Below are 15,328 nucleotides of genomic sequence, written 5' to 3' on the forward strand. Positions count from 1 at the left end.
TAAGGGGCCACACGTCAGCTGGCGCAGGCGCGCGCCGTTTCCAGGTCTTGCGGGCAGTCATAGACCCGCACCCAGTCAATCAGGAATTGTTTGGGATAGCCCTCAAGGCGGACACCGCCCAGCGTCAGGCTTTCAGCGAGATTGCCGCCGATCGCCAGATTGAGGATCAGGAAGAACTCCTTGTCGAACGGCGCATTGGGATTGCCGTCGGCAAGTTCGCTATCGGTGCGCCAGTTTGTCGGCGTCAGGCTTCCATAGCTTTCGCCATTGAGGAACCACTCGATCTCGCCTTCAGTCCATTCAATCGCGAACACGTTGAATTGCTGTTCGTTATCCGGACCCGTCGGGATCGTTGTATTGCGGTTCATATAGCGGTTTTCCGGCCAGGCGCCACCGAAGTGGAGCGTGCCGAACATGCGATTCTCAAGGCGGCCGCGGCATTCCCGGCAACGCTCGCCGAGATTGACCGCTTCCAGGATGTCGATTTCGCCGGACAGGGCCCAGGGGCCGTAATACTCGTCCGTCGGCAACATCCAGATCGCCGGCCAGGTGCCCTGACCTTCGGGCAGGCGGGCGCGGACTTCGATCCGCCCATAGCGCCAGTCGCCCTTCCCGCGGGTATTCAGACGGGCCGAGGTAAAGGGCTGAGTATTGGTCTCGGCCCTTTGCTCTTCCGACATGCCCTCGCGCATATGCGCAGGCCAGGCCGGACCCGTGGCTTCGCCCAGCCGGGCCTCGATCACGAGGCAGCCATCATCGACGCGGGAATTCTGATCGAACGGCGTGTAGCACTGCCGCTCATCATTACCACCGCCCCAACAATCAACCTCGCGATTCCAGCGTTCGGCATCGATGGTGTCACCATCAAACTCGTCCGACCAGACCAGCCGCCAGGAGGAGGTCTCTTCCGAGATCCCGCCCTGGCCGTCGCAGGCCGCGATTGCGGAGGGCGTCACGAGCGCGATGGCGCCGATTGCCCCAGCCATTACTCTCATGACGCCGCTCCTCATCGCTTACGCCTCCCTAGCGACGCACGCGGAAACGGACACCGAAGGTCCGCGGACGCGAGAAGAAGCGGGTGTTATCAAACTGGGTGATAACGATCGCCTGCTCGCGCTGCTCGTCCGTCAGATTCTGGACGTAAGCCTCAAAGCGGATCTTCTCATTGCCGCCCGGGTTGTAGCCCGCACCGGCATCGATCGTGGTGTAGCCCTCGACCAGGTCATTCAGACGCAGCGGGTCATCATTCGCGAAGTCAAACTCCGGATAGATGGTGCCGTTGAACAGATCCTGATGCTGCTCGGAGCGGTAGCCGACCGAAACGATCCAGTCGGCATCGCCATGGTCGAAATTCAGACGCTGGCTGAGCGAGGTCTGGATGCTCCATTCCGGCGTACGGCGCAGGCGGAAACCGTCGATGGACTGCGGGATCGCCTGGGCCGGTGCCACGTCAGCCTGGAAACGGCTGTCCGCGATCAGCTCGGAGTTCTGGATGCGCGCTTCCGGCATCCACAGGACGGTACCCTTCCACTGCATGTTGTAAGGCAGGTCATAACCGGCCTCGAACTGTGCACCGTAGATCTCGGCGTCGGACGCGTTGAAGTTGAAGTTCACCACCGTGCCGAGCTGCGAGCCCGGAGTTGCGGACGTGTCCAGATCAACACCCTGACCATCAAGGATCTGACCGACAGAAAGCAGGACGTTCTGGATCAGGTCGGAATAGTCATAGTAGAAGGCCGAAGCATTGAAATACCCCCGCCCATCCGGCGTATCGAACTCGTATTTGGAGCCGACTTCATAGACGAGGACGCTTTCCTCTCCATAGGTCGGTGCCAGTTCGGAAGTGTCGAACGGAACCGGCGGGCTGCCCGCACCCGGATCGATCGTGACGTTTTCAACTGACGGAAGGTTATCGTTGAAGCCACCGCCATTATGGCCGGTGCTTAGGGACGCGTAGACGAGATGATCATCGGACAGATCCATCTCCAGGCGCAGACGCCAGTCGATGAAGTTAAACGATGCAAAACCGTTTTGCGGTGCGATCTGGCCCGGGAAAGGCAGGGCATAAGTGAAGATACCGTCAGCCGCATTATCCCACGGAATACCGTCGGTCGTGCTCGGGCATTCCCAGAAGTCGCCGGCAATGGTGTCGACACAGGTCGGATAGGACGCGATCTGGGTCGGGTTGCCGAGGTCGACGCCGACCAGCGGGCCGTTGGCGAAGATGTCATCGACATTGTCACGCGCGCCGAAGGTCCGGACACCATCCATGTAGAAGTCGAGCGCTTCTTGGTCGGTCACCTGGCCATCCCCGTCAGTGTCCGGGTTGTAGATGGTCCGGTCGAAGATATTGAACTGGAAGCCTTCAGTACCGACACGTACGCCGCCGCAGCAGGCATAACCGGCGCCGCCGATGGCGAAGCCGTAACGGGCGTTGACGCCGGTACGGGTCTTTTCCTCTTCCGAGTAACGGATACCAGCCGTCAGGCGGACATCGTCACGCACTGCCCAGGTGCCATCGGCATAAGCCGCCCAGGCATCCGTCTGGGTGCGCTGGTTGAATTCAAGGCCGGAGAAGAACAGACCGCGGTCACCCGTGGTGCCGAGGAAGGTGCGCTGATCTTCTTCGAATACGAAGACACCGGCATTCCAGACCGAACCATTGTCGAGCTCGTCGAAGAAGCGGATCTCGTGAACCGTCGACTCGGAGTCGGTGACCGACTGGAAGAAGGAGAAGTTATCGAAAGCTTCCTGCAGGTTGCCGTCAGACGGGTTGCGCAGGTTATCGATCACGCCGTCATAATACGGCGAGAGCGGGGTTGCAGCCTGATAATCATAAACCAGGTCGCGCATGCCGCCGATATATTCGACGTTGAACCATTCGGTTTCCCACTCGGCATGGGCCTTGAAGCCCCAGTGCTCGGTGTCGAGTTCCGGGGTGAAAGCGCGACCGATGACACGGCGCGGATCGTCAATGTCTTCCGGACGGACGCCATTGCCCAGCGGGTTGGCATAGTTGGTACCGGTGTAGCCGCTACCGCCTTCGCTGATATAGTCACCGGTCAGGGTGAGACGGAAGGTCGAAGTCGGCTCGATCAGATAGGACGCGCGAACGGCCCAGTTTTCAGCTGATTCAGCAACACCGACGCCTTCGCTTTCGCAGGTCGGGACGGTCACACTGATTTCATCGCTGCAGGGCGACACATTCTCGTAATAGCTGTCACGTTCAAGCGCATAACCGGCGAGACGGAAAGCCGAGTTCTGCGTGATCGGAACGTTGATGACGCCTTCGGCAGAATATTCGCCGAAGTTACCGATGCTGACTTCGCCAGCCGCATCGAAGACACCCAGACCCGGGCCCCACGGGATCACATTGACCGACCCGGCAGTGGCATTACGGCCGCGCAGCGTACCCTGCGGACCAACATTCACCTCAACCCGCTGGATATCAAAGAAGGCGGAACCGAAACCGCTCGGACGCGGAATGTAGATACCGTCCATGTGGGTCGCCGCAGCCGGCTCGCCGAGCTCGGTATTGTTGGTCGAACCAACACCGCGGATAAAGACCTCGATATTACCCTGGTTGTTACCGATCTGCAGGCCCGGATAGCGGCCGTTCAGGTCGGCAATGGACTGGACGCCCAGCAGTTTCATTTCCTCGCCATCGAACGAGGTGGCGGTACCTGCCAGGTCTTGTAGCGACATCTCACGACGTTCAACGGTTACGGTGATCTCTTCCCGGTCCGTTGTGGTATCTGTGTCGGCCTCCTGGGCCATGACAGCCGGCGTCAACGCCAGACTACCAAGAACGCCAAGCGAAACGGAACGCAAGGCGGATTGCTTCAATGCACGCAAAATCATCAGATTTCTCCCCTCGGATGCCCCCCGAATTTTTTCGGTCCATGGGCCCTTAGGCTAAACGCTCTCGCTTTTGTCCAACCTTGTCAAGACAATTGTGTCAGATTTTTATTTTGCCTAGACAAGAAGATAGGGGGTGAACGTGGTTTAGCGCTTGGGCGCTGCCGCGGTGGATTGACGAATCTTCAATTCATAACCAAGGGTTAGATCGTCGACTTCAGACTTGCTTCCGGCCCCGGTCAATTTGCGCACCGCTTCGCGGGTCATCGCCTCATAAGGCTGGGCCACAGTGGTCAGCGGCGGCCAGATGGTGCGAGCGAGAGCGATGTCGTCGAATCCGACCACGGACAGGTCTTCAGGAACCTTCAGATCGAGCCGATTGGCGACAAAATAGACCGCTGCCGCCATCTCGTCATTGGAGGCAAAGATCGCGGTCGGCCGGTCCGGCCCGGATAACATGGCTTCCGCCACACCCAGCGCTTCGTCGAAACTGAACCCGCCCGGCTGCACCAACGCCTCATCTCGATCTGCATCCGGCACCGCAGCAAGAGCCGCGTCATACCCCTCACGGCGACGCTTGGTCGCGATATGCTCGGCATCACCGGAAATATGCCCGATACGGCGGTGCCCGAGATCGAGCAGGTGGGTGGTTATTTCCTTGGCCGCCTGGAAATCATCCATGCTGATCGACGGCGCGCCCTCGACCGGCTGTGTCGGTGAGATCAGCGCGAAGGACACACCGCGCTCGATGAGCTGGTCATGCAGCACGGTGGACCCACACAGCGGCGGGACCAGAATCATGTTCTTGACCCGGGTCCGAGCCAGAAAGGCGCTGAGCTGCTTGTCCCAGTCATCGGCACGCTCATCGAACAGGCCCGCTGCCAGAAAGTAGCCGACCTCGTCACAGGCCTGCAGGGCCGCATGATGGAAGCGGGACTGGAAGCCGCTTGAGGGGTCACCGAACAGCATGCCGATCGACCGCGAGCGGCCGGAGCGCAGCTCGCGCGCGGCGTGGCTGGGATTGTAATCCAGCTCCTTCATCGCTTTCAGCACGCGCTCGCGCGTCGCCGCACGAACAGCGCTCTGATCGTTCATGACGCGTGAGACGGTTTTGATCGAAACCCCGGCGCGTTTGGCTACGTCGAAGATATTCGCCATGAAAGCCTATCCAGCTGGCGTGAGCGTTCGCCGCGACCCGCCCGGTGTTCCAGTCCGGTGAATCGCTGCCCCCTCCTATGGGATAATGCGTCACGGCCCGAAGCGCAAAAACCTAAGTGTCACAGGACGCTTCGAAGCAATTCAGCCCCGGTGTTAGACCAAAGTCGCTCTAACCCCAGGGCATTCGGTCTGTCATCTTGCCCAGGTGCTGGAAAACCAGCAATTTGCGGGAGGCAAGCAATGACGGACATTATGGATACAAATACGCCGCCCCGGACCGAGGATCATGACGTCACTGAAGACGTCACCAAAGCTTATTGGCGCGAGAACCTCACGCTGATGGGCATTTTGCTCTCGATCTGGTTCGCGGTGTCTTTCGGCGCGGGCATTCTCGCGCGTGAATGGCTCGATCAATTCTCGATCGGCGGAGCCCCTCTGGGCTTCTGGTTTGCTCAACAAGGCGCGATTTTCGTCTTCGTCGCTCTGATCTTCATCTACGTGCATCGCATGCACAAGATCGAGCAGAAGTACGGCATGAGCGACGACAACGACTAGGAGGCGGTTATGGATTCGACCCTGCTATGGACCGCGTTCTTCGTTATCGCAACGTTCGGTCTCTACATCGGCATCGCCGTCTGGGCGCGTGCCGGTTCAACAGATGATTTCTACGTGGCCGGCCATGATGTGCCGCCGCTTTTCAATGGCATGGCGACCGCCGCCGACTGGATGAGCGCCGCCTCATTCCTGTCCATGGCCGGTATCATCGCCTTCTCCGGCTATGACGGATCGGTCTATCTGATGGGCTGGACCGGCGGCTATGTCCTTTTGGCCCTGCTGCTGGCACCGTATCTGCGCAAATTCGGCAAGTTCACCGTGCCGGATTTCGTGGGCGATCGCTATTACAGCCAAGCCGCCCGCATTGTTGCGGTGATCTGCGCCCTCTTCATCTCCTTTACCTATATCGCCGGGCAGATGCGCGGTGTCGGTATCGCCTTCTCCAACTTCCTGCATGTTCCGATCGAAATCGGAGTCATTGTCGGCGCGATCATCGTTCTGTTCTATGCCGTTCTGGGCGGTATGAAGGGCATCACCTACACCCAGGTGGCGCAGTATTGCGTGCTCATCTTCGCCTTCATGGTTCCGGCTATCTTCCTGTCGCTGCAGATCACCGGTACGCCGATCCCGCAGTTGGGTTTTGTCGGCAATGCGGAAAACGGCACCCCCCTCTTGCTCAACCTCGACCGCACTTTGGTTGATCTGGGCTTCCAACCCTATACGGAAGGGCTGAAAAGCAAGCTCGACGTGTTTGCCATCGCGCTGGCCCTGATGGTCGGCACGGCCGGCCTGCCGCACGTCATCATCCGCTTCTTCACCGTGCCCAAGGCATCGGATGCGCGTAAATCCGCGGGCTGGGCCCTGGTCTTCATCGCCATCCTGTACACGACGGCGCCGGCTGTGGCTGTTTTCGCCCGCTCCAACTTCATCGATACGGTCAATGAAAGCACCTATTCGGTCGAAGCCGCGCGCGGTGACATCCCGGCTGCAGACCTGCCGGAAGGCTCTACGCCGGGCTGGTTCTATAATTGGGAACGCACCGGATTGCTGGGCTTTACCGACCATAATGGTGATGGCCGCATCCAGTATCGCGCCGATCCGGCGACCAATGAGGTCACCACGTTCGATCGCGACATCTTCGTGCTGGCCAATCCGGAGATCGGCAATCTGCCGGGCTGGGTCATCGGGCTGGTGGTTGCCGGCGGGCTGGCGGCTGCCCTGTCGACGGCAGCGGGTTTGTTGATGGTGATTTCCTCGGCGGTGTCTCACGATCTGTGCAAGAAAGTGCTCTTGCCGGGCATGAGTGAGACGCAGGAATTGCTGGTCGCGCGCTCAGCCGCGGTGGTCGCTGTGCTGATCGCCATTCTGGCCGGCATCTACCCGCCCGGCTTTGTGGCCGCCGTCGTCGCCTTCGCCTTTGGTCTGGCTGCGGCGAGCTTCTTCCCGGTCATTTTCCTGGGCATTTTCTGGAAGCGGATGAACAAGGAAGGCGCGATTGCAGGCATGAGCACAGGCCTGTTGCTGACCGGCGCTTACATCGTCCACTTCAAGATCGGCTTCTCTTCCATGGTGCTCGGCGTGCTCGCCGTCATCCTGGCCATCGCTGCCGCGATCCTCTTCCTGGGAACGCGTCAGGCCGGCAAGTCGACCCCAGCACTGATGTATAGCGCAGGCGGTCTGGTTCTGGTCGGTCTGCTCGGATTGATCGGTGTCCTGCCGGACATCCCGATGGGCAGCAGCGATCAGTGGTTCCTCGGCATATCGCCGGAAGGCTTCGGTACGGTCGGCATGTTCGTCAGCTTCGCTGTCGCAACCGCCGTCGCCCTGGCCACCAAGACACCGCCGCAGGACGTCCAGGACATGGTCGAGGAGATCCGCATCCCCTCCATCCATGCCCACCCTGTGCACGGCAACGCACCGGCTGAATAAGTCGGCCCGGTAGCCGAATACCCGGCCCCGGTCAGCTGACCGGGGCCGGTTTGCTTTGGGCTTGTCCCACCGTGCAGACCACGCAATGATCACAAGGCCTTGGCCGGGGAGGGTTTGCGCCGCATGTCGATCAACGCCGTCGCCATCACGCTCGGCCTGTACACGGCATTCCTGTTTATGCTGGCCGCCTGGGGTGATCGTCACGCGTCCCGGCTGGATCGCCATGCCGGGCTGCGCAGCGGATTATTGGCGCTCTCACTGGGCGTCTACTGCACCAGCTGGACCTTCTACGGCGCCGTTGGCGAAGCCTCGCGCAATGGTTGGGACTATCTGCCGATCTATCTCGGTCCGGCCCTGCTTTTCATGCTGGGCTATCCGATTATCCGCCGGCTGGTCCGCCTCGGGCGCAAACATGATACCGGCTCGATTGCCGACTTCCTGGCGGCCCGTTTCGGCAAGTCCGCCCTGGTCGGCTCGCTCGCGGCCATCGTGCTGGCGGTCGCGTCCGTGCCCTATGTCGCCCTGCAGCTGAAATCGACGGCCACCAGCCTGGAGCTGCTCGTGGGCAGCGAAGCGCGCGAGATTGACTGGGCCTTGCTGGCGACAATTGCCTTCGCCGCCTTCGCCATATTGTTCGGCGCCCGCCGGCCGGACACGTCGAGCGGCAATCGTGGCCTGGTTCTGGCTGTCGCCTTCGAGGCGGTGGTCAAACTGGTTGCCATGATTGCGGTGGGCGTTCTGGCCTGGAGCATCTGGAACGGTTTGCCGACCGCTGAGCAACAGGCCACCTTCGCCGCCTCGTCCCTGCGCGCGCCGGATCTGGATGTCCGCTTTGCCGTGCTGACCCTGCTCGCCGGCTTCGCAGCCCTGTGTCTGCCGCGGCAATTTCACATGCTGGTCGTCGAGGCGCGCCAGCCGGAGGATGCGCGCCGCTCGCGCTGGGCCTTTCCGGCTTATCTCGGACTGGTGGCGCTGGTTGCCCCACCGGTCGCGCTGGCCGGAACCACGCTCAGCGGCGGTACCAATCCGGATGCCTTCGTCCTCGCCCTGCCGATCGCTGCGGGCTCGGACAGCCTGGCCCTGCTGGCCTTTATCGGCGGTTTCTCCGCATCGGCCGGGATGATCACGGTCGGCGCCCTGGCCCTCTCGACCATGCTGGTCGATGCCGTCGCCGCCCCCATCCTGCTGCAGCGCGGGGTTGAGAACCGGCCGCGCAACCTGGCCACGCGCCTGCTCAATTATCGCCGCGCCACCATCCTGCTCCTGCTGCTGGCCGCCTATCTCTTCCACCTCGGGCTCGACCGTCAGATGGCGCTTGCTGATATCGGGCTGGTGGCCTTCGCCGGTGCGGCCCAGCTCGGCCCGGCCCTGCTTTTCGGACTTTACTGGAAACGCGCCAACCGCGCCGGTGCCATCGCCGGCATCTGCACTGGCAGCCTGCTCTGGTTCGCCCTTGTTCTCTTGCCGTCCTATACGGGCGCGCCAGTCGCCTTGCCCGGCGACGCGGATGGTTTTGCCTGGATGACGCTGCTCAGCCTGGTGTGCAATGCGATCGCTTTCATCATCGCTGTCGCCTTCTCACCCGCTCACCTCACCGACCGGGTCCAAGCCGCCCGGTTCTCCGAACGGGAGCAGCCGGCACCGGGCCCAAGCGGAGCAGCGATCCGTCTGGCGGACCTTCAGACCTTGTTCCAGCATGTCCTCGGCGAAGCCGGCGCCCGCGAGGCCATCACTGAACTGCGCACCATTGCCGGCCGTTCGGTCGACAGCGGCGGCGCGGTACCGCGTGAAGTGCTCAACTGGTGCGAGGCGCGGCTGGCCCGTGCCGTGGGGGCTCCGGCAGCCCGAATCCTGATCGCACAGGTCCTACCCGGAGGCGGGTTAAGTGCCAGCGATGTCGTCACCTTGATCGATGAAACGTCGGAGATTATCCGCACTTCGGAAACAGCGCGGGAGGAGACCGAGCGCTCGGTGCAGTTCTATATGGATCATGTGCCGGCCCTGATCTCTTTCTCCGACCAGGACCAGCGCCTGCGCTTCGCCAATCGCGCCTATCTGGACTATTTCGGCCTTGACGAGGACATCACCGGCCATCGCATTGCCGAGTATCTCTCGGAGCAAGAATACGCCCGCCGCGAGCCGTATATCGCCGCGGCTCTTGAGGGCGAGCGCCAGGTTTTCGACATCGCCCGGGATACAGCCGGAGGCACAGCCCAGACCTGGCAGGTTCTGTATCAGCCCCGCATAGAAGAAGGCGAGGTGGTGGGTTTCTTCGGCGTTTATCAGGACATCACCGCGCGTCGCGTCGCCGAGGAAGGGCTGATGGAGGCCTATGCCACGCTTGAGGACAAGGTCCGCGAGCGCACCTCCGAGCTGGAAGCGGAGGGCGCCAAGCGGCTGGCGCTGGTTGAGGATCTGGAGATCGCCCGCGCCCAGGCCGAAGGCGCAACCCAGTCCAAGACCCGCTTCCTGGCGGCAGCGAGCCATGACCTTTTACAGCCGCTCTCCGCCGCACGCCTGCTCACCTCAGCCCTGTCGAGCGAGCTCGAAAGCTCGCCACCAGACACCCAAAGCCTGATCAATCGGATTGATCAATCGATCGAGAATGCTGATCAGCTGCTACGGGCGCTGCTGGACATTTCCCGCCTCGATGCCGGCGGCGTCACGCCGGAGATCAGCCGGTTCTCCCTTGACGCCCTGATCGCGGAAACCGCAGCCCCCATGGCCGAAAAAGCCGCCGAAAAGGGTCTGGAATTGCGCAGTGTTCGCAGCGGGCTGTGGGTGGAGAGTGATCGCGGCCTGATGATGAGCGTGCTGCAAAACCTGATCGCCAATGCCGTGCGCTATACCCGGAGCGGCGGCGTGTTGATCGGGGCCCGGCGGCGCGGCGCATCCATCGCCTTGCAGGTGGTGGATACCGGACCCGGCGTTCCGCTGGATGCCCGCGAGCGCATCTTCAAGGAGTTCGAGCGCGGCAAGACCAACAAGGCCGATGATCGCGGTCTCGGATTGGGCCTCGCCATTGTCGACCGGATTTTGCAGCGCCTTGGCCACCCTATCCGCATTGTCGAGGGTCCCGATGGCGGTTCGGTCTTCGAGGTCGAGCTGCCGCGTTGCGCGCCCGACGCCGCCCCCAAGCCCAAACGCCGCACGCGCAGCCGGGCCCGCGATCTGAGCGGCGTCACGGTGATGTGCCTCGATAATGACCCGGCCGTTCTGGAAGGCTTTGAAGAATTGCTCGGACGTTGGGGCTGCGACGTCACAGCCGTCCGCGACGAAGCCGAGGCCAGGACCCATTTCCCGGACACACCGCCTGATCTTGCCATCATCGACTACCGGCTCGATGAGGGCGAAATCGGCCCGGAGGTTTTCGAACGGCTGTGCGAGGACTGGGCGGCCCGGCCACCTGCCCTGCTGGCAACGGCTGAGAAAGGTGCAGAAGTCGAAACCGCGGCGCAGCGGCTCGGTATGGATGTCATCGCCAAACCTGTGCCGCCGGCGGTCCTTCGGGCCAGTTTGAGCGCGCTGCAGACCCGCCGGCGCCAGAAATCAAACACCTGAACTGAGGCTACACTCAGGCCTTGGCCGGTTCGACAAAGAGGGATTGGGCAATAAGGACCGCCTGCGTCCGGTTGATCACGCCCAGCTTGCGGAAGATCGCGGTCACATGGGCTTTGACCGTGGCGATCGAGATATCCATTTCATAGGCGATCTGCTTGTTCAGCCGCCCGGCTGCCAGACCTTCCAGCACACGCAATTGTGCCGGGGTCAAAGTCGCCAGAAGGGCCGCATGATCAACGCTTTCATCATCGCCGACATCCTCAGCATCCTCCGGCAGCCAGACCTCGCCATCCCGCACCGCCTGCAGGGCCGCGCAGATGGTATCGAGATCGGCTGTCTTGGGGATGAATCCAGACGCACCGAACTCGACGGCGCGATAGGCGATGCCCGGCGCATCGCTGGCTGACACGATAACCACGGGGATGGCCGGATAATCGCGGCGCAACTCGGTCAGCCCGATAAATCCGGAACTGTCGCCCATGTGCAGATCCAGGCAAACCAGATCGACCGGCCCCTTGGCCAGCACGTCCTTGGCCGCGCTCAGGCTGTCGACCTCAATCGTTTCAATATCGCCCGCAAGTCGCCGGACCGCTTCCAGCAGGGCCGCGCGGACCAGCGGGTGGTCGTCAGCAAGGAGTATGCGTTCTGAGGCCATTCGCGTTGCATTCCGGCAGCACAATAGATCGATTGCAATTCATCATAGTCCGCGCGCAAGACGCTGTCTTCTTAGCCCAAAGTCGTAGCCCGATTGGCGGCCTCTACGACCTTTGGAGAATACCGCCGCGGCGGGGCTTTCCCGATACTCCCACATCAGACGGACACCCGGCAAACCGCCGGCAAGAAAGGTCCGGGGAGGACTATCGATGTTGAATTCGCGTTTGCTCAAAACCAAGCTCGGCCTCACCACGGCCGTCCTGGCGCTGACCACCGGCCTGGCGCCGATGGCGGCAGCCAGCACCAATCCGGACCTCGAGGCCCGCATCGCCGCGCTGGAGGCGATGATCGCGGAGCTGCGCCAGGAAGTGGCCGCAGGACAGGCGGCAGACGCCGAACAAGTCGTGCGTGTCGAGCAGATCGAAGCCCAGGTCGCAGCGGCACCGGCCGCAGCGGCAGCCAGTGGCGCATCCGGCTTCATGGCCGGCAATACACGCATCACCATGGGTGGCTTCGTCGATGCCGACTATCACGTGACGGAGCTGTCGGACGGTGATTTCGCCCCCACCTCGATCGCGCGCGATTTCTACATCCCCGGCGCAACGCCGGTTGGCGGTTCCGGCGACAGCCGGGTCGATAACGACTTTACCGCCAAAGGGACACGCTTCTTCTTCGCCACTTCAACTCCGACTGATAATGGCGAAATCCGGGGCCGTCTGGAGTTCGATTTTCTCGGCTCGCCGGGCGGGAATGAGCGGGTCTCCAACTCCTATAATCCGCGCCTTCGCGCCGCCTGGCTGCAATATGGCAATTGGCGCATGGGCCAGGACTGGTCGACCTTCCAGAACACCGCCGCCATCCCGGAGAGTGCGAGTTTCCTGGTTGCCTCGGACGGCATGGTCTTCGTGCGCCAGGCCCAGCTGCGCTACACCGCGGGCAATTGGCAATTCGCCCTGGAGAACCCGGACACCACCATCACCCCGTTTGGCGGTGGCGGGCGCATTGATGGCGGCGATGGGGCCCTGCCCGACCTTGTTGTGCGCTATAATCACTCCGGTGATTTCGGCAGTTTTGCCATCGCCGGCCTGGCCCGCAATCTGACCTATGAAGGCGCCGGTTCCGACGACTCCACCTTTGGCTGGGGCCTGTCCGCTTCCGGCCGCATCAATCTCGGTGACAGTTCCGACCTGCGCTTCTCGCTCAGCGGCGGCGAAGGCATGGGCCGTTATATCGGCCTCAACGCAGCGAACGGAGCCGTGATGGACGGCAATGGCGGCATTGAAGCCATTCCCTCCTTCGGTGGCCTTGTCGCGCTGCGCCAGAATCTCGGCGATGGCCGCCGCTTCAATCTCGGCTACTCGCATCTGGAGGTCGACAATGATGTTGCCCTGAGCGGCTCATCGGCCACGGCCAGCGTCTATTCCGGCTTCGCCAACTACATGGTCACGCTGGCCCCCGGCATCACGGCCGGAGCGGAAATCCTCTACGGCGAGCGCGAGCTGGAGAGCGGCGCCTCCGGCACGATCAGCCGCGCCACCTTCTCAACCAAGTACACGTTCTAAGCCCAGAGCCGCACAGGCGGCAAAGGAGAGACCGACATGGACGGACAAGCCCTACTCGACAAGCCGGAGACCGCGCCGGAACGCATTGCGGTCAAGCCGGACTATGCCGACCGCGCCAAGATCAATGCGGAGCGCTATGCCGCGAAATACCTGCAATCGATCGAACAGCCGGAGACATTCTGGCGGCAGGAACTGGAACGGCTAGACTGGTTCAAATACCCGACCCAGCTGGATAATTCCAACTGGGACCCGGACCAGCTGAAAATCTCCTGGTTCGAGGATGGCATCCTCAATGTCGCCCATAACTGCATCGACCGGCATCTGCCGGAACGGGCCAATGATGTGGCCATCATCTGGGAAGGCGACAATCCCGGCTTCCACCACGCCATCACCTACGCCCAGCTGCACAACCATGTCTGCCGCTTCGCCAATGAGCTGAAATCCATTGGCGTCAAGAAGGGCGACCGGGTGATGATCTACATGCCGATGATCGCCGAGGCGGCCTATGCCATGCTCGCCTGCGCCCGCATCGGTGCTGTGCATTCGGTGGTATTTGGCGGCTTCTCGCCCGACGCCCTGGCCGGCCGGATCGAAGATTGCGGCGCCCGTTTCGTGGTCACGGCCGATGAAGGCGTGCGCGGCGGCAAGGCCGTACCGCTCAAGGCCAATGTCGACGCTGCCCTGGAGCAGGTCGAGGTCGATGGCGTGCTGTGCATTCGCCATACCGGCGGTGAGATCGGCTGGACTGAAGGCCGCGACCATTGGCACCACGAACTGGCCCTCAAGGTAGATGCCATTTGCCCGGCCGAGCCGATGAATGCGGAAGATCCGCTGTTCATTCTCTACACCTCGGGCTCCACCGGCAAACCCAAGGGCGTGATGCACACGACCGGGGGCTATCTGCTGTGGACGGCGATGACCTTCGACTACATTTTTGACGTGCAGCCGGGTGAAGTCTTCTGGTGTACCGCCGATATCGGCTGGGTCACCGGTCACACCTATCTGATCTATGGACCGCTCGCCAATGGCGTCACGACGCTGATGTTCGAAGGCGTGCCGACCTATCCAGGCCCGGACCGGGTCTGGCGTGTCGTGGCCACGCACCAGGTCAATGTTCTCTACACCGCACCGACCGCCATCCGGGCCCTGATGCGCGAGGGCGATGAGCATGTGCTCAAGCACGACCGCTCTTCCCTGCGCCTGTTGGGCAGTGTCGGCGAGCCGATCAATCCGGAAGCCTGGTCATGGTATTACAGTGTCGTCGGCGAGGAGCGCTGCCCGATTGTCGACACCTGGTGGCAGACCGAGACGGGCGCCTGCCTGATTACGCCGCTGCCCGGCGCCCATGATCTCAAGCCCGGCGCCGCCTCCAAACCCATGTTCGGGATTGAGCCGGCCTTGATCGACAATGAGGGCGAGATGATCACGGCCGACGGCGCCATTGAAGGCAATCTGGTCCTGCTCGGCTCTTGGCCCGGCCAGATGCGGACCGTCTATGGCGACCACAAACGCTTTGCCGAGACCTATTTCACCACCTATCGCGGGCTCTATTTCACCGGCGATGGCGCGCGTCGCGATGCCGACGGATACTGGTGGATTACCGGCCGGGTGGATGATGTGCTCAATGTCTCGGGCCACCGTCTCGGCACAGCAGAGATCGAGAGTGCCCTCGTTTCCCACCCGCTCGTCGCGGAAGCGGCCGTGGTCGGATATCCGCACGATATCAAGGGACAGGGCGTTTATTGCTACGTCACCTTGAAGGCAGGTCTGCAGCCGACCGACGCGACCGCCAAGGATTTGCGCAAGCATGTGCGCCAGGAGATCGGTCCGGTCGCGACCCCGGATCTGCTCCAGTTTGCCCCCGGTCTGCCCAAGACCCGGTCCGGCAAGATCATGCGCCGCATCCTGCGCAAAATCGCCGAGAATGAGTTCTCCAGCCTGGGTGACATCTCGACGCTGGCCGATCCCTCCGTCGTCGATCAACTGATCGAAGGCCGGCTCAACAAATAGCGGTTCTCTCCCCAACCCGACCGCTGAAGCTGCCGCCGGAG

9 protein-coding genes are annotated in these 15,328 nt (G+C 62.1%); 5 read left to right on the forward strand and 4 right to left on the reverse strand.

Features of this window, described 5'->3' with window-relative positions:
* Positions 1 to 14: 14 nt before the first annotated feature.
* From Q1V57_RS07025 to Q1V57_RS07035, 3 genes are all read right to left on the reverse strand, one after another.
* Positions 15 to 995, reverse strand: a complete 981-nt coding sequence (locus Q1V57_RS07025) for a glycoside hydrolase family 16 protein (protein ID WP_300529052.1) — start codon at positions 993 to 995, stop codon at positions 15 to 17.
* A 28-nt stretch (positions 996 to 1,023) separates the two neighbouring features.
* Positions 1,024 to 3,861 carry a TonB-dependent receptor gene (locus tag Q1V57_RS07030; RefSeq protein ID WP_300529055.1) on the reverse strand — a complete coding sequence of 946 codons (2,838 nt, stop codon included), beginning with the start codon at positions 3,859 to 3,861 and terminating at the stop codon, positions 1,024 to 1,026.
* A 144-nt stretch (positions 3,862 to 4,005) separates the two neighbouring features.
* Positions 4,006 to 5,016 carry a LacI family DNA-binding transcriptional regulator gene (locus Q1V57_RS07035; protein WP_300529057.1) on the reverse strand — a complete coding sequence of 337 codons (1,011 nt, stop codon included), beginning with the start codon at positions 5,014 to 5,016 and terminating at the stop codon, positions 4,006 to 4,008.
* A 252-nt stretch (positions 5,017 to 5,268) separates the two neighbouring features.
* On the opposite strand from Q1V57_RS07035, the gene Q1V57_RS07040 reads away from it, so the two are divergent.
* From Q1V57_RS07040 to Q1V57_RS07050, 3 genes are all read left to right on the forward strand, one after another.
* A complete protein-coding gene (locus Q1V57_RS07040) occupies positions 5,269 to 5,571 on the forward strand; it encodes a DUF4212 domain-containing protein (protein WP_366145103.1) in 303 nt (100 codons plus the stop codon).
* A gap of 9 nt (positions 5,572 to 5,580) precedes the next feature.
* Positions 5,581 to 7,500, forward strand: a complete 1,920-nt coding sequence (locus Q1V57_RS07045; RefSeq protein ID WP_300529061.1) for a sodium:solute symporter family protein — start codon at positions 5,581 to 5,583, stop codon at positions 7,498 to 7,500.
* Positions 7,501 to 7,623: 123 nt separating this feature from the next.
* Positions 7,624 to 11,061, forward strand: coding sequence for an ATP-binding protein (locus Q1V57_RS07050; RefSeq protein WP_300529063.1), 3,438 nt, complete (start codon positions 7,624 to 7,626; stop codon positions 11,059 to 11,061).
* Between the two features lie 13 nt (positions 11,062 to 11,074).
* On the opposite strand, the gene Q1V57_RS07055 is transcribed toward Q1V57_RS07050, so the two are convergent.
* The gene (locus tag Q1V57_RS07055; RefSeq protein ID WP_300529065.1) at positions 11,075 to 11,716 is read right to left on the reverse strand and encodes a response regulator transcription factor; all 642 of its coding nucleotides are present in this window, start codon (positions 11,714 to 11,716) and stop codon (positions 11,075 to 11,077) included.
* A gap of 208 nt (positions 11,717 to 11,924) precedes the next feature.
* On the opposite strand from Q1V57_RS07055, the gene Q1V57_RS07060 reads away from it, so the two are divergent.
* Together Q1V57_RS07060 and acs are read left to right on the forward strand one after the other, a co-directional pair.
* Positions 11,925 to 13,277 (forward strand): DcaP family trimeric outer membrane transporter, encoded by a 1,353-nt coding sequence (locus tag Q1V57_RS07060; protein ID WP_300529067.1) that lies wholly within the window; start codon positions 11,925 to 11,927, stop codon positions 13,275 to 13,277.
* A 36-nt stretch (positions 13,278 to 13,313) separates the two neighbouring features.
* Positions 13,314 to 15,287, forward strand: a complete 1,974-nt coding sequence (gene acs, locus Q1V57_RS07065; RefSeq protein WP_300529069.1) for an acetate--CoA ligase — start codon at positions 13,314 to 13,316, stop codon at positions 15,285 to 15,287.
* Positions 15,288 to 15,328: the final 41 nt, after the last annotated feature.

The organism is Maricaulis sp., from assembly GCF_030149425.1.
Taxonomy (GTDB): Bacteria; Pseudomonadota; Alphaproteobacteria; order Caulobacterales; family Maricaulaceae; genus Maricaulis.